The 19,566-nt window shown below is 64.4% G+C and carries 16 protein-coding genes; 5 read left to right on the top strand and 11 right to left on the bottom strand.

The genetic code is table 11. The annotated features are described in order from the left end of the window. Positions 1-47: 47 nt before the first annotated feature. From DOM36_RS11355 to DOM36_RS11345, 3 genes are read right to left on the bottom strand one after another with little or no spacing between them, the layout of a single operon-like run. Positions 48-4,976 (bottom strand): hypothetical protein, encoded by a 4,929-nt coding sequence (locus tag DOM36_RS11355; protein WP_110643141.1) that lies wholly within the window; start codon positions 4,974-4,976, stop codon positions 48-50. Continuing rightward, complete coding sequence (locus tag DOM36_RS11350; protein ID WP_232823801.1) at positions 4,973-5,890, bottom strand: hypothetical protein; 918 nt, start codon at positions 5,888-5,890, stop codon at positions 4,973-4,975. The genes DOM36_RS11355 and DOM36_RS11350 overlap by 4 nt, the downstream gene beginning before the upstream one ends. A 3-nt stretch (positions 5,891-5,893) precedes the next feature. Further along, positions 5,894-7,345, bottom strand: coding sequence for a hypothetical protein (locus tag DOM36_RS11345; RefSeq protein ID WP_110643140.1), 1,452 nt, complete (start codon positions 7,343-7,345; stop codon positions 5,894-5,896). Between the two features lie 66 nt (positions 7,346-7,411). Here DOM36_RS11345 and DOM36_RS11340 point away from each other — a divergent pair, with 66 nt between their 5' ends. The 3 genes from DOM36_RS11340 (at position 7,412) to DOM36_RS11330 (ending at position 10,107) form a co-directional block, all read left to right on the top strand. Beyond that, on the top strand, positions 7,412-8,494 hold the full coding sequence (locus DOM36_RS11340; protein ID WP_280952801.1) for an aldo/keto reductase: 1,083 nt from the start codon (positions 7,412-7,414) through the stop codon (positions 8,492-8,494). 66 nt (positions 8,495-8,560) lie between these two features. Beyond that, complete coding sequence (locus DOM36_RS11335) at positions 8,561-8,965, top strand: 4a-hydroxytetrahydrobiopterin dehydratase (RefSeq protein ID WP_075569087.1); 405 nt, start codon at positions 8,561-8,563, stop codon at positions 8,963-8,965. Further along, entirely contained in the window at positions 8,917-10,107 is a 1,191-nt protein-coding gene (locus DOM36_RS11330; protein ID WP_075569086.1) for an amino acid aminotransferase, read from the top strand. The genes DOM36_RS11335 and DOM36_RS11330 overlap by 49 nt, the downstream gene beginning before the upstream one ends. 128 nt (positions 10,108-10,235) lie before the next feature. Here DOM36_RS11330 and DOM36_RS11325 read toward each other — a convergent pair whose 3' ends face one another. The 6 genes from DOM36_RS11325 to dkgB form a co-directional block, all read right to left on the bottom strand. Next, a complete protein-coding gene (locus tag DOM36_RS11325; protein ID WP_110643139.1) occupies positions 10,236-11,036 on the bottom strand; it encodes a copper resistance protein B in 801 nt (266 codons plus the stop codon). Next, positions 11,029-12,924, bottom strand: a complete 1,896-nt coding sequence (locus DOM36_RS11320) for a copper resistance system multicopper oxidase (RefSeq protein WP_110643138.1) — start codon at positions 12,922-12,924, stop codon at positions 11,029-11,031. Before DOM36_RS11320 ends, DOM36_RS11325 begins: the two co-directional genes overlap by 8 nt. 71 nt (positions 12,925-12,995) lie before the next feature. Then, a complete protein-coding gene (locus DOM36_RS11315; RefSeq protein WP_110643137.1) occupies positions 12,996-14,309 on the bottom strand; it encodes a sensor histidine kinase in 1,314 nt (437 codons plus the stop codon). Beyond that, positions 14,290-14,964 (bottom strand): response regulator transcription factor, encoded by a 675-nt coding sequence (locus tag DOM36_RS11310; RefSeq protein ID WP_110643136.1) that lies wholly within the window; start codon positions 14,962-14,964, stop codon positions 14,290-14,292. Before DOM36_RS11310 ends, DOM36_RS11315 begins: the two co-directional genes overlap by 20 nt. Positions 14,965-15,070: 106 nt before the next feature. After that, the gene (locus tag DOM36_RS11305) at positions 15,071-15,514 is read right to left on the bottom strand and encodes a hypothetical protein (RefSeq protein ID WP_157958629.1); all 444 of its coding nucleotides are present in this window, start codon (positions 15,512-15,514) and stop codon (positions 15,071-15,073) included. 88 nt (positions 15,515-15,602) lie between these two features. After that, the gene (gene dkgB, locus DOM36_RS11300; RefSeq protein WP_110643134.1) at positions 15,603-16,415 is read right to left on the bottom strand and encodes a 2,5-didehydrogluconate reductase DkgB; all 813 of its coding nucleotides are present in this window, start codon (positions 16,413-16,415) and stop codon (positions 15,603-15,605) included. Positions 16,416-16,553: 138 nt separating this feature from the next. Between dkgB and DOM36_RS11295 the strand changes: the two genes are divergently transcribed. Beyond that, entirely contained in the window at positions 16,554-17,696 is a 1,143-nt protein-coding gene (locus tag DOM36_RS11295) for an FAD-dependent oxidoreductase (protein ID WP_110643133.1), read from the top strand. Between the two features lie 182 nt (positions 17,697-17,878). Here the strand turns inward: DOM36_RS11295 and DOM36_RS11290 are convergent, their stop codons facing one another. Continuing rightward, the gene (locus tag DOM36_RS11290) at positions 17,879-18,466 is read right to left on the bottom strand and encodes a YceI family protein (protein ID WP_075569078.1); all 588 of its coding nucleotides are present in this window, start codon (positions 18,464-18,466) and stop codon (positions 17,879-17,881) included. Positions 18,467-18,557: 91 nt separating this feature from the next. After that, positions 18,558-19,112, bottom strand: coding sequence for a cytochrome b (locus tag DOM36_RS11285; RefSeq protein WP_110643132.1), 555 nt, complete (start codon positions 19,110-19,112; stop codon positions 18,558-18,560). Between the two features lie 101 nt (positions 19,113-19,213). Here DOM36_RS11285 and DOM36_RS20315 point away from each other — a divergent pair, with 101 nt between their 5' ends. After that, positions 19,214-19,474 carry a hypothetical protein gene (locus DOM36_RS20315; RefSeq protein WP_162618358.1) on the top strand — a complete coding sequence of 87 codons (261 nt, stop codon included), beginning with the start codon at positions 19,214-19,216 and terminating at the stop codon, positions 19,472-19,474. Positions 19,475-19,566: the final 92 nt, after the last annotated feature.

The raw sequence follows: 19,566 nt of genomic DNA, 5'->3' as shown, positions 1-19,566 counted from the left end.
TGCCATCATGGCAGGCCCCTTCTTCGTTGCCTCACGCCTTCACCGACTCACGCCACCGGCGCGGGCGTCACGTGAATGCCGAACAGGCTCGCCTCCCCGCTACCGCGGCCGGTCTCTTCCGGCGCGACGGCCTGCCCTTCGCGTACGATGACATGCCCCCCTTGGCCCTGCTGGCCACCGATCACGCTGCCGACCAGATAGGTCGGGAATATGCTCGGATCGTTCTCGTAGTTGGGGTTGTGGATCAGGCCGATCATCTGGAAACGCCCGCGCGTGTTGCGCAGCGATTCCAGCGAGTCCTGGATCAACCGCCGGTGCGATAGCTTCGAGAACAGGCCGTCGAGCAGGATGACGCTCTCGCGGCTGGCGCGCGCCCGGCGCTTGTGGCTGCCGGGCAGTTCCCGCAACTCGCGCTCGATGGCGAACTCGGACAGTTTCACCAGCCACATCAGCGAGACGGCTTCGCGCTGGCCTTCCGACATGTCCTCGTTGAGCGAGAACAGTCGGCCGTGCGGGCGAATCGCGTCGTGCTTGAGCCGGATGGTGACGTCGCAGAACAGGCCACGGTAGATGCGTCGACGGATCTGGCGGGTCAACTCATCGTCGTGACCTCCCTTGGGCTGACTGCCGTCGCTGGCCTGCTCGAGCCGGCGTCGCTGCACCGCGAGATGCGCATCGATATCCGCCAGCAGCTGCTGGATCAGCTCTCGCACCGACTCGTCGGCGATCAGGTCGGCCTTGACCTCGAAGTATGCCCCCCCGTCGCTGGTGCGTTTTGCCACCCGCTTGAGGATCTCCAGATTGCCGGCCGCATCGATGATGATCGAGCTGAGACGCTCGACCAGCGTGTCTTCGATCTGCTCCCGCGAGGCATGCAGTCGCGCCACGCGCTGACGGTGCTCGTCGAGCTGGCCGCCCAGTTGGCGGTGTAGGCCGCGAAGCGATTCCAGGGCGGCATGACTGACGCCTTCCAGCGTACCGAGCCGAGCCCGTTCAGTCTCGTTGAACAGCCGGCTGGCGCTGGCCGATTCCAGCGAATCCGCCAGCGCCTTTTCCCGTGACGTCACGTCCCGTGCCTGGCGCTCGCGATTGCGCGCGCGCTCGCCCAGATTGAGACTGCCAAGCCCATCGAGCAGTGTCTGCTGGCAGGTCTCGAAAGCTTCCAGGTCGAAGACATCGGCGTCCCTGTTCTTGCCTGGCGTATCGCCGGCGCCATCGAGCGAGGCCAGCGCCCAGCGCCGCCACTCGTCCATCGCGGCATCGAGGTGCGCGGTTTCTTCGCCGCTCGCCGGCCAGCGAGCCTTCGCATCCGCCGTGGCCCGCTCGAACCAGCCCTCCGGCAATTGACGCAGCACCTCCAGCCACGCCACTGCCAGCTGGTCGACCACCGTCAACGCCTGCTGATGGCGCGCCAGCCGGCTCTCGAGCTCGCTCTGCTCGCGAGCGCTGGCCTTGCGCCGTTCACGCATCTCCTTGAGCGACTGTTTCAGGCGACCGATGTCCCGCTCCAGCGTACGGTTGCCGCCCTGATCGTCTCGCACCTGCAGAAACGCCCGAATCCGGTCGAAATCGAAATCGGCACGCCGGCTGGCGTGCGCCAGCGCCTCCGCCAGTGCGGCCTCGCGAGCGTCGGCATCGCGCATGAAGTGCGGTCCACCTTCGGCAACGAAAGCCGCCAGCCGCCGCAGTCGTTCACGCTCGCCGTCGGCGAATAGATGACGCAATTGATCGCGACACGTCTCGCGACGCGCGTTCAATTCCTCGATTTGAAGCAGGATCTCGGCGAAGCGCTCGTCATGTTCGGCCAGCTCCTCCGCCAGCGCGGAGAGACTGGCATCGATCTCCCCGAGCCGTTCGACACCGCCAGCCGTGGCAAATCGCTCGGCGCTCAGCCAGAGCTCGCCATGGGTTTCCAGCTCACGCGCGGCCTGCTCGCGCTGCGGACTCAGCGACTCGACGCGCTCGGCGGCGCTCTGTGCCGCCTCGGCAGCGGACTGCAGTGCCGGCTCGCCGCCCTCCTCGAGAAAGCGCTGAAAATCGTCGATCGACTTCATCGCGGCTTCGCCCAGGCGCGGCTCGAGCGCATCCCGCTCGGCTTCGGCGCTCTCGCGCTGTTCCGCCAGCGTCGCCAGCTGCAGTTCGACCTCCTGCGTCAGCGCCTCGTCCGCCTGCAGCGCTTGGCGGAAGCGCTCACCGTGAGGATCGAGACGCTCGATCTCTTCCTGGAGTGCCTGCTGGCGCTCGCGGTCCACCGCAAGACGCTGCTGGGTCTCTTCGCGAAGGGCCGTGAGGTAAGCGGGATCCAGCGCGGCCTTGACCGCCAGCGTCTCGACGCCCTGCACTGCCCCCAGCGGCAGCTCGCCCCGCGCCAGTGTCGCCCGCAGTCGGTTGGCCTCTAGCACCGGAACGCCACAGCCGGCATCGACCAGGCACTGCGAGGCCTCCCGGGCGTCGTCTTCGCCCTCGACCACGGGGGCAAACAGCTGGCCGGCGGACTGCGCCAGCCAGCCTCGACGCTGTTCATCGTCGGCTTCGAGCGCGGCGAGCACCTCATGCAACGGCCGGAAGGCGATCTCGCGCGCCTCCAGCCAATGCTGGGCTTCGGCCTCGGAGGCCAGGCGGGCCAGCGGGTCGCCACTCAAGCTGTCGAGATAGCCTTCTCGCGCCTCGATGGACCCGGCCAGGGTTTCGCGCTCCCGCAGCAGCCGCGGGTAGCGCAGTTTGGCGTCCTTGAGCCAGGCCGAGGGCGGCTGCTCGCTGGTCTCGCGAAATGCGCTCAATGCCTGCTCGAGCACCTCGAGCTGCTGGCCCTGCTGTGTGAGCTGATGAAGACGGTCCTGTGCTTCCCGGGACTGGCGGTAGAGCGTTTCGCGCAGATGCACCGGCGACGCCTCGCCGTGCCAGTGACGATAACGTTCGGCCGCATCCCTGAGCGGCGACAGTCGGTCCAGGCGCGCCTTGGCATCATTCTGCGCCCGCCGGACCTCGGCCAGCGCCTGTTCCAGCTCGGCCAGCGCGCTCTTGCGCTCGCTCCAGAAGCCCACCGCGGCATGTTCGGGCCACTGTGCGGCAAACGCTTGCCACGCTTCGCGTCCCGCGGCCAAGGGTGCCAGCTCGCCCTCCAGGCGCTGACGCTGCTCGCGGCGTGCCTGCAGCGCTTCTCTGGTCGTTTCGCGTTGACGCTCCAGCGTGCTGGCCTGGGCATCCCAGTCGCCGAGCTGGGCCTCCAGCATCTCCTGCTGCTCGCCCTTGGTCGCCAACAGCTCCTCGGGCGAGGCATCGGGATGTTCGAGGAGAAATTCGTCATACCACTGCGCGGGCTGCTTGAGCTCGCCCATCCGGCCGAGATGATCGGCATGCGCCTTGCGTGCTTCACCGAGCCGACTCTGAGCCGCCTCTCGGGTCGCTTCCGGTGCTTCGAGCTCGGCTTCGGTGAATAGCCCCTCCGCCAGCGCCTGGGTGTAGACGCTCTGGTTGTCGATGAAGTCGCGCTGGCGTGATTCGAGCTGTTCGCGCTCCTGCTCGAGACGCTCGGCTTCCTCGTCCAGCTGCTCGGCATCGAGGCGCAGCGAGCGTCGATACTCGCGATCGGCGATCACCTCTTCGCGGAATCGGTTGCCATCCAGCGCCTCGAAGGCCTCGGCACCATCATCGAGCACACCGAGCGCCCGGTAGCGCGCGGCATCGTCATTGAACGCGTGACTATCCGCCAGCCAGGCGCGGGCCTGATCGAACGACACATGACCGATATCCCGGGCGCTGACCCAGGCCGCCGCCGGTAGATGAATCAGGCGCCGATGCGTGTCGACCCGCGCGCCGCGCTCGGACAGCGCAAGACGCACATTGCGTTCGGACTGGCGCGAGAGTTTCGCCAACAGCCAGGTCGAGACCCGTGGGCGTTCGGTATCGCCGGTGACCCAGGCGAAGCCGATCACGCTGTCGGCAACCTCCTTGGCAAGCCCGCGACCCTTCTCGTCACCATCGGCGCCGGGCAAACCGGGCAGTGGCGCCAGCGCCTGCCCGCCCAGCAGACGTTCGGCCTCGAGCAGCGACGCGTCGAGCGCGGTCAGTTGGCGGCGCGCCTCGAGCAGCCCTTCTCCCTCCTCGTTCAGCGTGGCCAGCCGTTCGACTTTCTCGTCGGCGCGCTGTTGATCGCTGGCGGCTTCCGCCAGCCGGTGTCGCAGTTCGGTAATACGCGTGCCGGAGTTGAGGATCACGTCCTCGATCAGCTCTTCTTCCTCGTCGGTCTCGCCGCGCGTCGCTCCGGAGAGTATCTGCGGGGCCAGCACTTCGTAGAAAAACGCCTGATCGGCCTTCTCGCCGGCCCGCGGCTTGATGGCGTTGAAGATCTGGCTCTTGTCGGCGCCGCCCTCTTTCTGGAATGCCGCCATCTGCGCCAGTTCGCGGCGAGAGATATGCACGCCGACCGCTTCCAGCCACTCCTCGCGGTTGTGGGCACGCGTCACGCCCTGGGCCCGCATCGTGCTCTGGAAATCGGCATTGGCGTAAAGCGCCAGCTTGCCGTCGCGAGTGATGTGGTGCACCGGCACGTCGGCGAGCTTGCCCGGGTAGTGATAGAACACCAGACCGCTGCCGTCGCTGTAGCCGTACATGCCGAACACGAAGGTCTCGCCGGCGACCTCTTCGCCAGCGACCGCCAGCATGTCGTCCTGCTGGCTGGCGCTGTCCTGGGCACGGAATTCCACCCTCAGATGCGTCCAGCTGCGGCCTTCGCCGTTGACCTTGGACGGCGAACACTTGCGCCGGGTCCGGGTCAGCAGTTGGCGATCTCGCGAGAGCATGCCGATCAGGGCTTCGGCCATGGTGGTCTTGCCGAAGCCGTTCTCCATGCTGATCGCGCTCGACTGCCCGCGCAGATCGAGCAGCAGATGGCGCATCTTGGCTTCCCAGGGCGAGGCGATATCACCGTGCTTGTTGAGCAGATTGGCGATTTCGATACGGTTGATGACGCTCACCGGCGATCCCCCTCGGCATTCTCGGTCGTCGGTCGGTCGGTGTTCTCGTCCGTCGAGGTGTCGAACATGTCGGCGACGTCCGGATCGTCCTCGCGGGCAGCATCGCTGCCTTCCGCGACATCGTCCGCCGCCAAGGCAATCTCGCCCGCCTCGTCCAGGCTAGTTTCGGATTCGCCGGAGGTCAGTTCGATCAGATGCGTCAGATGGTTGACCCCGATCTGCTCGGCTTCCAGCGCCCCCAGCAGGGTCTGCTGCCAGACATCCTCGTCGGCGGCCTCGCGGACGGCCTCGAGATGGCCGGCACGCATCAGTAGATCGATGAACGCCTTGACTCGGCGGGGAATGTCCTCGCCCCGCTCATCGAGCAGCACGCGGCTATTCTGAGGCGCGCGGTCGCCCAGGCCACGCAGCGTTTCCAGCTGTTCCCGCACCAGCTCGACCAGTTCGCGGGTGGCGAACGTGGCCTCCTGGTAGCGACTGACATCGGACAGCGCCCGGTTCAGCCGGGTGTAGATCAGCGTGTGCAGCAACAGCCACAGTTGCAGATACCACAGCGCCAGTTCGGCCCGACTCTCCTGGCGCAGCTTGAGCGCCTCGAACACCGGCTCGCGGGTGTAGAGCGGCGGCTGTTCGAGCTCAGGATCCGGCAGTAGCGCGAAGAAGCGAGATCCCGGCGCGATGCCGGGATAGTCGCCGGACTCGAAGGCCTTGAGGCGCAGCCCTTGCCCGGCGAGGAAGTCTCGCAGCGCCTCGCGCTCGCTCTCCTGGGCGTCGTCGATCAGTGCGCAGACGTCACGCTCGGAGAGCTGTCCTTCTCTCGCCGAGCGGCGTTTGCGACCGCCACTGGGGACACGTTCGGCGGTGCGGTAGCGCAGCAGGTAGGCGACGACTTCGCCCATTTCCATCATGTTCATAAATCAGACTTCCTGTTCTTCTGTTGCCGTCTCACGCAGGCGCAGCGACGGCGTGACGGCGCCCTCGATGCAACGTCCATCGGGCAACTCGATCACGAATGGGGTGTCGTCGATGCCGACGCTCAGGTGGTCGTCGAGCAGTTGGGTATCGACGAAGGTGTTGAGAAGCTGGGGCAGGCAGTCCAGGGTCTCGGCGCTCTCCCCGTCCGAACCCGCCTCGAAGTGGTGCCAGCCTTCGCTGAGCGCATCGGGCAACGACAGCGGCGCCTGGCGCAGTCGCTGGCGAAGGGCCGGGCCGCGCGCCTTGAGATAGCGCGCCAGCAACGGATCGGCGTTGGGCCTGTCGCTGGCCTCGTCGAACACCAGAGCCGCACCGCTGCGCTCGGCACGCCGGGTCTCCACCAGCGGCAGCAGCGTCTCGACGCGCGGCATCGCCACGCGAGTGCCCAGCGGCATCATCCGCGCGACCACCGCGTCCTGCAGACGTCCGGGCGGCGGGGTGATGAGCAACCGATGCGCCAGCCCGGCGAAGTCGATCACCCCCATCGACTGGATTCGGCCTTCGGCGATGTCCGACAGCAGCTCGGAGAGTCGCCGCGACAGGTTCTCGATGGCGTTCAACACGCGCCCGATGGTGGCGGAGAGCATGCGCAGATCCCACTCCTCTTCCTGCCGCTCGGCCCAGCTATCGAAGTTGGCGATCAGCGCCGGTGTCGAGAGCTGCGAACGCGCGCTCAGCAGGGTGCCCTGAATGGTGCTCAGGGCGTTGTGGTAGTGGCGCTCGTTATCCAGCAGCGCGGCCAGCTTGCCTTCGTGGGTCGGGTTCTCGCGGACTCGTCGCAGCTCCTGGGTCAACGCGCGGATCGCCATCAGGATCTGCTGGGTGATATCCGGCACGCGGGCGTAATCGCCGCGGGAAAGCGCCGCGATGACCTTGGCCGCATCGTATTCGGAATAGAGCAGGTCCTCGACCTGGCTCGCCAGCGTCACCGCCTGGCGACCGCTCGGGGTGAGGCGCACCTGGCCGGTTTGGCCCTGCTTCTCGATCAGCGCCGTGCGCTTGGTACTGCGCCCGCTGCGCACGCCCGGCGACGTTTCGTCGCCATCGGGTTCCCCCGCGTCGCCGGGACTCGCCCGCCATTCGCGATAGTGAATTTCGCTGGGTGTCGCGAGCAGGTTGATGACGAAGCTCAGATCATCGGCCGGGAGGTCGGGATAGTCCCCGCGCAGGTGCGAAAGACAGCGACGCTGGGTAACGAACGCGCTGTTGGTGGCGAAATCGACCTCCAGCAGATAATCGAGCAGCAGGCAGCCCAGATCGAGCCAGTAGCCGTCACGCAGGCCGCGGCGCTGCTCCTGCGTTACCTGAACGAAGGGCGAACCCGGCTCGTGGGCGCTGTCATGCAGATCCAGCAGCCGCGACGTCGCGACCAGCAGCTTGTTCCAGGCGGTCATGTCGACTCCAGACGGGGAACAACGAAGAGAAAGCGCAGCATTATGCCAAGGATGGCCGGTCGGGTCATGACGATCCGCGTAACGATCTCGTCACGTCACGGTGTCGTCGATGCCTGCTATGGTGTGGAAGTCCCTTCACTCGGAATTCATCGGGAGCACATCATGGAATATCGTCGTCTCGGCCGTACCGGCCTCAAGGTTTCTCCACTCTGTCTCGGCACCATGACCTACGGCACGCCACAGTGGCGCGACTGGGTGCTGGACGATGCCGGGAGCCGCCCTTTCATCCAGCAGGCACTGGATGCCGGGATCAACTTTTTCGACACCGCCGACATGTATTCCGATGGCGAATCGGAGCGTGTCGTCGGCAAGGCGCTCAAGGACTTCGCACGCCGGGAAGAGGTGGTGCTGGCGACCAAGGTCTACAACCCCACCGGCAACAAGTCTCCCAACGAGCGCGGCTTGTCGCGCAAGCACATCCACCACGCCATCGACGCGTCGCTGGAGCGGCTGGGCATGGATTACGTCGATCTGTACCAGACCCACCGCTGGGATTACGACACGCCGATCGAAGAGACCATGGAAGCGCTCCACGAAGTGGTCAAAGCCGGCAAGGCACGCTACATCGGCGCTTCCAGCATGCATGCCTGGCAATTCGCCAAGGCGCAGCACGTTGCCGAGCGCAATGGCTGGACGAAGTTCGCGACCATGCAGCCGATGGTCAACCTGATCTATCGCGAGGAAGAACGCGAGATGATCCCCCAGTGCCTGGATCAGGGCGTGGGCGTGATTCCCTGGAGCCCGTTGGCCCGCGGCATTCTCGCCGGCAGCAAGGCGGTGGGCAGCGAAGGCAGCACGACTCGCGCCAGGAGCGACGAGCAGATGCGCAACTGGAAACTGGGGCTCGAGCGTGACGCACCGGTCATCGAAGCGCTGCAGCAGGTTGCCGAATCCCGCCAGGTCTCGCCCGCCCAGATCGCGCTGGCCTGGGTGCTGCAGAAACCCGGCATCACCGCACCGATCGTCGGCGCCAGCAAATCGCACCACCTGGATCAGGCGCTGGGTGCGCTGGATATCGCGCTGACGGCAGACGAAGTCGAACAACTGGAAGCGCCCTACGTGCCGCACGACGTCGTCGGGTTCGAATGACATTTCTTGCGGCTTCCCCATGACGAAGCCGCATGACGCTTGCCGTTCCCGCAGGGAGATTCGACCATGACGACGCTCGCCGAACAGCCGTGCACCGCCTGTGACGCGGGTGCAGCGACGTTGACACCGATAGAGATCGATAAGTTGCTGCCGGAACTGCCCCAGTGGCAGATCCTGGAGCACGATGGCATCATGCAGTTGCAGCGAAGCTTCACGTTTCGCGATTTTGCGCAGGCTCTGAGCTTTACCAACCGGGTGGGTGAACTTGCCGAGTCGCAAGGCCATCATCCGGCGCTCACCACCGAATGGGGCAAGACCACAGTGACCTGGTGGACGCACAAGATCAGGGGCCTGCATCGCAATGATTTCATCATGGCCGCCAGAACCGACGAGGTAGCGCACTCCTATGCTGGAGAAGACCGATGTTTGAGAAGATCGAGCGTGTCCCCGGGGACGCCATCCTCGGGCTGATCGAAGCTTACAATCAGGATGCCAACCCGCAGAAGGTCGACCTTGGCGTCGGCGTCTACCGGGATCCGAATGGCCATACCCCGATCATGCGCGCCGTGAAACAAGCCGAGGCGCGCCTGCTGGAAAGCGAACAGACCAAGAGCTACATCGGCTCTCATGGCGATCCGCGCTACGGCAAGGCGATCCTGCCGCTGGTGCTGGGGGCAGGCTCGCCGGTTCTGGCCGCCAATCGCGCCAGTGCCACCCAGTCACCGGGCGGCACCGGTGCGCTGCGTCTGGCCGCGGATTTCATCCGCACCCAGCTGCCGGGCAAGAGCGTGTGGCTTTCCAACCCGACCTGGCCCAATCATATCGGTATCTTCGAAGGTGCCGAGATTCCGATTCAGCGTTATCCGTACGTCGATGGCGACAATCGCCTCGATTTCGACGGCATGCTGGCCGCGCTCAAGCAGATCCCTCACGGTGACGTGGTGCTGCTGCATGCGTGCTGCCACAACCCGTCAGGCTTCGATCTCAATCAGGACCAGTGGCGCCAGGTGCTGGCGGTGGTCCAGGAGCGCGAGCTGTTGCCGCTGGTCGACTTCGCCTATCAGGGCTTCGGCGACGGGCTGGACGTCGACGCTTTCGGTGCCCGCCTGCTGGCCGAGAACCTCGACGAGATGCTGATCACCAGCTCCTGCTCGAAGAACTTCGGTCTCTACCGCGAGCGGACCGGCTGCCTGATCGTGATTGCCAGGACCGCGGAGCAGATGGAGAACGTGCGCTCGCAGATGGCGATCGTCGCCCGCGAGAACTACTCCACGCCTCCCTCGCACGGGGCGGCGATCGTGGTCGACATTCTCGAATCCGAGGAGCTGACCCAACTGTGGAAAAGCGAACTGACCGAGATGTGCGATCGCATCAATACGCTGCGTCGTGACCTGGTCGACTCGCTCAAACCCTACGGACTGGATCAGCGTTTTGCCCATGTGGCAGAGCAGCGCGGCATGTTCTCCTACACCGGGCTATCCACGGCCCAGGTGAAGCGGCTGCGGGACGAGTTCAGCATCTATATGGTGGGTTCCGGCCGCGCCAACGTCGCCGGATTCACCAGCGAGAACCTGCCCTACGTGGCCAAGGCGATCGCCGCCGTCGTCGACTGAATCCGAGTGGAGGTCGGCCGAACGTCCTCCGGTCGGACCCGAGACACCCAGCCACGGCTGGGTGTCTTGCCATCGGCGACTCCTGGCGCTGAAGGCCCACGCCCTTGAAAGCCCACGCCTTTAAGCACTCAGTACCAAGCGCTCAGGCCGACCACCAGAGAGAGCCGGTCAGCCTCTTCTCGCGTCCGCATATCCCGCGTTTCTCCATGGACGTTTTCCCAGCTCATCCCGACATAGGGCGAGAATTGGCGGGTCACGTCATAGCTCAGACGCAATCCGGCCTCGGTGCTGGTGATGCCCTTGCCGAGCTCGTAATCGGCTACACGATCCGCGGAGGCGTTGATCTCGAAGCGCGGTGAAAGCATCCACCGCTGCGTGAGCAGCCACTCATGCTCGAACTCGAGCCGCGCGCTGGTATCGCCGCGCTCGCTGACGAACAGCGACGCCTCGGTGTCGATGCCGTAGGGCGCGAGCCCCTGAAGGCCAATAACCCCGTAGGTGCGCGAGGGATGGGGGTCGGCATCATGCCGCAAGCCCACCTGTAGATCCCAGAAATCGTCCAGCATGCGGTCGTAGAGGCCTTGGAATTCGGCACTCTCCGTCTGCCCGGTGCGCCAGTCACCCTCCCCTTCGGTCTTCCACCAGAACTTGTCGCGATCGTTGCCGTACCAGCCTTCGGCCTCCCATAGATAGCCTTCGCCACCGTCGTAGCCACGATGCTCCAGTCGATCCAGAGTGAAGTTGGCGTAGTTGGCATCGTCCACAACCGGCCGCGCCCAGCTGGCCGGCGCCCCGCTGTGCGCGTCGGGATCCGCCGGCACGACCGACTCCAGAGACGCCTTGCCGGGCGGGGTCGCCTGCGCCGAGACGGGCATCAAAATCATGGCGGCCAGCAATAGGGGTTGGAGCGCGCATTGAGAGTTATTCATGCGCGTGCTCCTTGTCCAGGACGCGAACGACCCGAAACATGCCCATCTCCATGTGGTAAAGCAGGTGGCAGTGGAAGGCCCAGCGTCCCGGCTCGTCGGCGGTCACCAGCAGCGATACCCGCGCCGCCGGTCGCACGCTGATGGTGTGCTTGAGCGGCAGGTGTGCACCTTGTCCGTTCTCGAGTGCCATGAACATGCCATGCAGGTGGATCGGATGCTCCATCATGGTGTTGTTGATCAACACCAACCGCAATCGCTCGCCATAGTGGAAGTCGATAGGCCCGGATTCGCTGTAGGCCTTGCCATCGAACGACCACATGTAGCGCTCCATGTTGCCGGTAAGATGCAAGGTCACGGTACGGGTCGGCGACCGCTGATCCTCGATCGCCACGGGGCGTCTGAGCTGTGTGTAGCGCAGTACACGGTGATCGATACTCTCGAGACCTAGGCCGGGCTCGTCGAGCCGGTCGCGCATGGCCGCGTGCATCATCCCCTGGCTCCGCTCGCCGTGGCTTTGGTGTCCCATGGGGGTCGCCATGGAGCCTCCTTGCATGGCGTCATCGTCCATGGCGCCTTCCTTCATGCCGATGCCGGCATCCCACGCGCCATGAGGCACCCTGTGGTCGACCATGCCACCATCGTGCATTTGGCCCATATCGCTCGCCCCCATCGTCATGTCCGCACCCTGGGTGCCGCTCATGCGAGCCATGGAACCCGTGTCCATACCGGCCATCGCTCCCATGCTCATGTCGGCCATGGTTCGACGAGGCGGCTTGCGCAACGACGGCACCGGCGCGAATTCGCCAAGACTTGGTGTCAGGCTGCCGAGTGCGAATCCCGTTCGATCCATGCTTTCGCACATCAGCGTGTAGGGGCGGGCCTCCGGCGCCACTATCACGTCGAAGGTTTCGGCCACGCCGATCTGGAATTCGTCGATCTCGACCGGCTCGACCGGTTGTCCGTCGGCGGCCACCACTGTCATGGCCAACCCTGGAATCCGGACGTTGAAATAGGTCATGGCGGAAGCGTTGATGAACCGCAGCCGAACCCGCTCCCCCGGCGCGAAGAGCCCTTCCCATGGCGTGGCCGAATGGTGACCGTTGAGCAGGTAGTCGTAGGTGAGCCCGGAGATATCGGCGATATCCCGCGGGCTCATGCGCATGTCGCCCCACATCCGGCGCTCCTGCAGCGTCGCTGACCAGCCGTTGGCCTCCACTTCCTCGAAGAAATCACCGACGGTCCGCTCGTCCAGGTTGTAGTAATCGCTCTGTGCCTTGAGCTTGGTCATGATCCGATGAGGATCGTCGAAGGTCCAGTCGTTGAGCATGACGACGAAATCACACGCCACCGGATGTGGATCCGGTTCGGCGGAATGCACGACGAGCGGTCCCGTCAGGCCTTTCTGTTCCTGCACGCCCGAATGGCTGTGATACCAGTAGGTGCCGCTCTGGCGCACCGGAAAATAGGCCTCGAACGTCTCGCCCGGAGAAACACCGGGGAACGAGACGCCGGGAACGCCATCCATCGTGAAGGGAAGCAGGAGGCCGTGCCAGTGCAGGGACGTGGGGACATCCAGGTGGTTGTGAACGCGCAGACGCGCGGTGTGCCCTTCCCACAACTCGATGAGCGGCGACGGCACGCTGTCGTTGACGCTGTACGCCGCGCCGCCACGACCGGCGACATGGAAGCGATCGGTACGCACGTGTGCATCGAAGGTCACGTCTCGGGGAGGGCCTTTCTGCAGACGCCCGATGTGGCCGGGGGTTGCCAAGCGGCTCCCCGCTGCCGCGAAGGCGGCCGGCGGCATCAAGGCATTCCAGCCGCCCAGCACGCCGAGTGCACCCAGCGCGCGTATCAGCGTTCGACGCCGAGGACAGAATTCATTCATTTCAGGCTCTCCGACATACAGCGGTAGTCGCAGACCTTAACCCCCGAAGCTGACACCAAGCTGAGAAACGGTCACGAATCGCCCGACGGCAGGATCAGCTCGATCCTTAGCCCGCCGCCGCTCGCTTGCCCGAAGTGCACATCACCGCGATAGCGTTCGACCAGTTGACGCAGGATGGATAGCCCCAGACCGTGCCCGGGGCGCTGTTCGTCGAGACGCCAGCCTCGCTCTCCCAGCCGGTGTCGCTGCCCTTCCGGTACCCCCGGTCCATCGTCCTCGACGACGAGCCGATAGGCCGAGACACAGTCGACCGTCACCGAACGCGCGGCCCACTTGCCGCCGTTGTCGAGCACGATCCCCAGCACTTCCATCGCATCGTGACGCTCGAGCGGGAGTCGGGTCAGCGCCAATCGATCCGGCAGGAAGCGATAGTCGATGTCGGGATAGAGCGTTGCCATCATGCCCAGCATCGTATCGACATCATCCTCGCTCAGACGGCGCTGCCCGGTAGCCTGGCCCGCGATACGCGAGCGCCGCAGCGCTTCGGTCAGCTTCTCGTCGATGACGTAAAGACGATGCAGAATCTGCTCGCGACGCTTGTCGGTCAGTGGTTTACGCTGGCCCAGCGCCTGAATGATGGCGGCCAGCGGCGTCTTGATGGCATGCGACAGGTTGGCCAGCGATTGCCGGGAACGTAGCTGACGAAAGCGCTGCTCATCGACGAACTCGTTGATCTGGGCGACGACATCCTCCAGCTCGGAGACCGTGGAGACATCGAGGCAATCGCGCTCGCCCCGGCGCAGGGCCCAGAGCTGGCGCTTGAGCCCAGCCAGCGGCCGAAGCGCACGCTGTACGACGACCCAGCTCAACAGCAGCAACAGCAGCGAGATCAATGCCGCCGTGGCGCCGATCCAAAGATGCAGACGTGCAAGCCCTCGGTCGACCTGAGCGAAGTCCTCCCCGACCAGCACGGTGACCATTTCGTCTCGGATTTCCGCCTGCTCGCGCCAAGCCAGGAGAGGGTGCCCCTGCCACTCGATATCCAGAACCTGGCGGTCCGGCCCCTTCAGGAAGCTCTCCAGTTCACGGACCCCCTCGGAAGGCGAGACGAACACCTGCCCCCCGCGACGTACCAGATAGACATGGTGAAAAACGGAAGTGTCGGGCCACAGGTCCCGCTCGACCGGTGCCAGCGGCATGTCGCCCAGCGCCAGGCGGGAAATGATGTACTCGGCTTCCTGCTGCAGACGGCCGGCCAGAAAGTCTCGGGCCAAGTTCGTCAGCAACATGCCATGAAGGAACCAGGTCACTCCCATGATGAAGACCGCGACCAGCGCCAGCCGGCTCAGCAACCGTATCCGCAGGCTACGACTGGCGAACGGCATGGAGCACGTAACCTTCACCCCTGCGGGTTTCGATGCGAGAGCGCCCGAAGCGTTGACGCAGACGCGCGACGTAGACCTCGATCATATTGGGTGTGGATATGTCCTGGGACAGCGTATAGAGCTGGTCCAGTAGCCGTTGCTTGGAGTGGACACGATCGGGGTTGTGCATCATGAAACGCAGTAACCGGTACTCGGTAGCCGTCAGCGTCTGCCAGTCCGACTCGCCGATGCGACAGCGCTTGAGCGCTTCGTCCAGTTGCAGGTCGTCCAGTGTCAGCAGCGCCTTGACCTGCCCGTGGGAGCGGCGAATCAAGGCTTGCAAGCGGGCCAACAGCTCCGCCTCGTGAAAAGGCTTGGTGACGTAGTCGTCGGCGCCGCCCTGCAGCCCCTTGACCTTGTCCTCCCAACTGTCGCGGGCCGTCAGCGCCAGCACCGGAACGAGATTTCCCGCATCCCGGCAGCGCTCCAGTATGCCCAGACCCGATCCGTCCGGCAGTCCGAGATCGAGGAGGATGGCGGCGTAGTCCTCGCTCGCGATCAAGGCTTCGGCATCACGGCACTGCGTCGCGACGTCCACCCGATAGCCCTCTTCGTCCAGCCGCTCGGCCAGACTGTCGCCGAGCAGCTCGTCATCCTCGACCAGCAACAGTTTCATGATTCGACTCGCTGACAAACGCATTCAGCATCCTATATCGACAATCTGAATGCCGGCTGAATGACCACGTGAGGGCACCCAGCCCAGCGGAGTGACACGCCAGGGCTCACTCCGACAACTTGTCCGACCCCATTGCCTGCTCGAAGCTTTCCCGTGTCACGCCACTGGGCTTTCCCTCGCTTCCTGGCGTGCTGAGCTGCTCGAACATCGTCCGCTGCTTGGCGCTGACCGCTTCGTCCTGATCGATAACGCCATCGCCATCCACATCCAGTTGCTCGAAGCTCAAGGCATTGGGCCGCTGATCGACCGGGGTCTGTGCGCCGCCGTCGGTGAACCCGGCATTCTCACGCCCCACGCCGCCGGATTTCTCGATCGAGTCATGATCGACCTGGGACGCGTTGGCAGGCGCCTGAGGCTCGTCGCTGTCCTGCTTGACGTTCAACCCCGAACTCCCCGGCGACATCGAATCCTGGTCCGCCGCCGCATCCTGGGCCCACACCGGCAACGCCAGACCGCCGGCCAGCAAACCAACACACAGGCAAGACGCCATCCGTCTTCCCAACGTCCGCGTAAGCATCGCTATTCCTCTTGAAACGGTAACGTTCCTGAGACCCGCGATTACGACAAAAATTCAGCCACTACTCATCCCATCGGGGAGCGAATGACGGGTTGGCCTGGCGGTCACCACGATCGAGACGATCGATCTGCTCGATCTCGTCGGCGCCAAGACGAATGTCCACCGCCTCCAGGTTCGATTTCTGGTTGGCCGGCTTGGTCGAGGAGGGAATCACGATGATATCGCGTGCCGCGATCCAGGCCAGTGCGATCTGCGCAGCCGAGGCATCATGGGCGTCAGCGATGCGCTTGAGCACCGGGTCATCCATCACCTTGCCCACCGCCAGCGGCATGTAGGCGGTGACATCGAGCCCCTTGGCCTGACAGTGTTCGACCAGCTTGCGGTTGGCGAGGAACGGGTGCACCTCGATCTGGTTGGTGACGATGTTCTCGCCGCCCGGCAAGCCGAGGGCCTCGTCGATCTGGGCGATGGTGAAGTTGGAAACGCCGATATGCCGGGTGAGACCGCGAGCGCGTGCGGCATCCAGCGCGGCGATGGTGTCGGCCATCGGTACCTCGCCCTTGGGTGATGGCCAGTGAATCAGCACCAGGTCCAGCTGCTCGAGTCCGAAGTTCTCCAGACTCTGTTCGATGGCGGCGGTCAATGGCTTCGGTTCGAGCTTGTCCCACCAGATCTTGGTGGTCACGAACAGCTCGTCACGCGCGATACCGCTGTGGCGAATGGCCTTGCCCACCGCGACTTCGTTCTCGTACATCTGGGCGCTGTCGAGATGGCGATAGCCGAGTTCGAGGGCCGACGTTACCGAGTCGATCACCGCCCGCTCCTTGAGGCGGTACGTACCCAGACCGGGCTGCGGCAGAATATGGCGTGTCATCAATGCGCTCTCCTTGAGTTCAACGATCAGCCGAGGCTCGAAGTCGGGCACAGGACACCACGGATGAAAAACGACCTCTTCGAGCCTCGCTCTCAGCACATGCTAGACTGAAGTCCGACTCCCCGCCCGGATCGAGGCATGACGAATACCCAGCCGAGCCACCTTGACAACCGGCCCGTAGGCCAGCATCTGATACTCGTCGGCAACGGCGATTCCCATCTTCACGTCGCCGCCCACGCCGAGCGTCTCGTGCAGCGAGGCGCCCGGGTGACGCTGGTGACGCGACAGGACTTCGCGTTCGCCGACTGGCTCGGCGGCATGCTGGGTGGCGAATGGCAGCTCGATGATGTCCGTCTCCCCGCAGACCGTATCGTTGCCCACGGTGGCGAGCATGTTGCCGCCGAGGTGGTGCAGGTCGACCGCCGGCAGCGTCGAATCACCCTCGAGGACGGCCGGCAACTCGACTACGACTGGCTGTCGCTCGATCTACCGCCCGTGGTCGACGAGCATGCGATCCCCGGCTTCTATACGGCCAAGGGCGTCTTCACCGCCTCCGCCGACGATCTCTGGATACTACGTCAGCGACTGGAGACTCAGCTTGCCGGCGCCACAGGCGACCTGCCCAGTATCGCCGTCATCGGCAATGGACCCACCGCCGTCGAGCTCGCCGCCAACCTGCTGGCGCTGGGCGAGCGCTATGGCCGCCGGCTGACGGTGACTCTGGTCGGCAATGATCGCCGCCCGCTGCCCGGCGCCTGTCAGCGCGCCAATCGCTGGCTATTGCAGCGGCTACATCGTAGAGGGTTGCGGCTGGAGCTGGTCGCAACGGCAACCCGCTACGATCGCAACCAGCTGATTCTGGACGATGGCAGCGGGGTCGACGCCGATCTGCTGCTCGTTACCGAACATCTACGGCCCTCGCCGGGACTGACGCCGTTCGGCCTCGAGACCGACGGGAATGGCCGCATCGCCGTCGGACCCGCCTTACGCAGTCGCGAGGATCCGCGACTGTTCCTGGCACGTGGACTGCTGGCGGATCTTGCTCACCCGCCGACGACCCGCGAGCGAGCCGCCCTGCTGCTGGAAGCATTGGATCAGACGCTCAGCGGGGAATCGCGGACCCTGCGCTACGATCAGTTCGAGCGCTGGAAGGCGCTCAATCTGGGCGATCTTCGTGACATCGCATGGCGCGGCTCGTTGTGGTGCCGCGGTCGTTGGGTACGGCGCTGGAAGCATCGCCGCGACCGCCGCGAAGTGGCGCACTATCTCGGCAACGCTTGACCGCCGGCGCCGTTCCGAGCCGGAATGTCGAGTCGCCAGCCATGACCAAGCAGACCGGCGCAAACGCAAGATCCCGGCACCAGGGCCGGGATCTCCTATTTTGAAGGCGGCTTTTCGCGACCGCCTTGCATAGCCACCTTTCATGACCAGCGCGGCTAACGCTGGCTCCAGCGCGAACCCTCTTACTGACGAACGCCCTCGAGCACGATATACAGCTCGACGCTGTGCATCGGTTCCGGGAAATCGCTCATGTCGATATCGAAGTCCGCCAGATCCAGCGTGGTGGAAGCCTCGAAGCCTTGACGATAACCGCCCCAAGGATCTTCGCCACCGCCGATGTGATCGACCTCGAACGTCACCGGCTTGGTAACACCATGAATCGTGAGGTCGCCGGTCATCTCGGCCTCGTCGCCTTCGTCATCGACGTCGAAACTCGTCGACTTGAACGTGGCCTGCGGAAACTCGCTCACATTCAGGAAATCGCCGCTCTGGATGTGCTTGTCACGCTCGGCATGATTCGTGTCCAGACTGTCCACGTCCACGGTCACGTCGACGCTGGAGTCATCCGGCGACTCGGGATCGTAGCTGAAATCGCCCTGGAACTGCTTGAAGCTACCCAGAATGTACGAATACCCCAGGTGGCTGATCTTGAACTGGATAAAGGCGTGCTGTCCTTCGCTGTCGATCTGGTAATCGGCAGCCTGCGCCTGGGCCAGCGGCAGAGCCGACGCGGCGGCGATCAGCGTTGCGAGTGCGGTCTTTTTCAACATCGTCATGCTCCTTGAAGCGGTTTGAGTCTTCTAGCCAGAAGGTCCAGCCCCGGCGACGGCAGGCACTCGCCAGGGCGGGAGAATGAAACTGTCAGCGGCGTCTGGCCGCGCGGGGAGTGAGCATACGGGTTAGCGTATCCTGGCGATCTACCCAGTGATGCTTGAAAGCTGCCAGTCCGTGACCCGCGGCAAGGACGACCAGCGCCCACGCCGCATACCAATGGATGTCGCCGGCCAGCACCGCCTGATCCGGCAACCCGGACACCAGCGCCGGAACGGTGAACCAGCCGAACATGCTGATGCCCTCGCCTTCCGCCGTGGAAATCAGATAGCCCGAAATCATCACCACGAACATCAGTGCATAGATCAGACCGTGACCCAGATGCGCCGCACGCTGCTCCAGCGGCTTGCCATGGGCGACCGGCGTCGGCTGCAACAGCCGCCACACTACCCGGAAGATGCTGACCAGCAGGACCGCAATACCGATCGACTTATGCCACCACGGGGCCAGATGATACCAATGGTCATAGTAGCCCAGTCCGGTCATCCACCAGCCCAGCGCGAACAAACCGACGATCGCCAGCGCGCTCGACCAGTGAACGACGACGCTGACCCAACCCCAACCCGATCGCGTATTACCCCACACGGCACGTCTCCCTTTCATCTACGCTCAGCATACGGCGTGACCGGCAGGAAGCCAGACCCGATCCGTGAAACCATTGGTGACGAGAGGGAAACAATAAAGCCGTGGCCGAAGACACGCCCAAGTGCCTCGCACCCCAGGCGAGACCGACAGATACCCCCGTCACCAGCGAGCGATCGACGGCACAAGGCGTATTGCTGACTTCGGTGGTAGTGAAGACCTCTTCCGCGACAGCGATGACGCTATTGATCGCCGAAAAAAACAAAGCCATCGAATCATCGATGGCAGTCGTGGACTTACTTATCAAAAATGCTGCTTGTGGACTTCTTGGACACTTTTGCGGCTTTCTTCTCTTTGGCGGTTAGTAGCGGTTTCTTCTTGGCGTTCTTCTTGCTGTCTTGTCCTTTACTCATGGCACTTCCCTCATCGACATGAAGCCAATTTAGCCAGCCGGACA

Origin of the sequence: Salinicola sp. CPA57, assembly GCF_003206035.1 — a bacterium.
Taxonomy (GTDB): Bacteria; Pseudomonadota; Gammaproteobacteria; order Pseudomonadales; family Halomonadaceae; genus Salinicola; species Salinicola socius.
The sequence above is the reverse complement of the archived record's forward strand: the minus strand, read 5'-3'. Positions and strand labels throughout refer to the sequence as shown.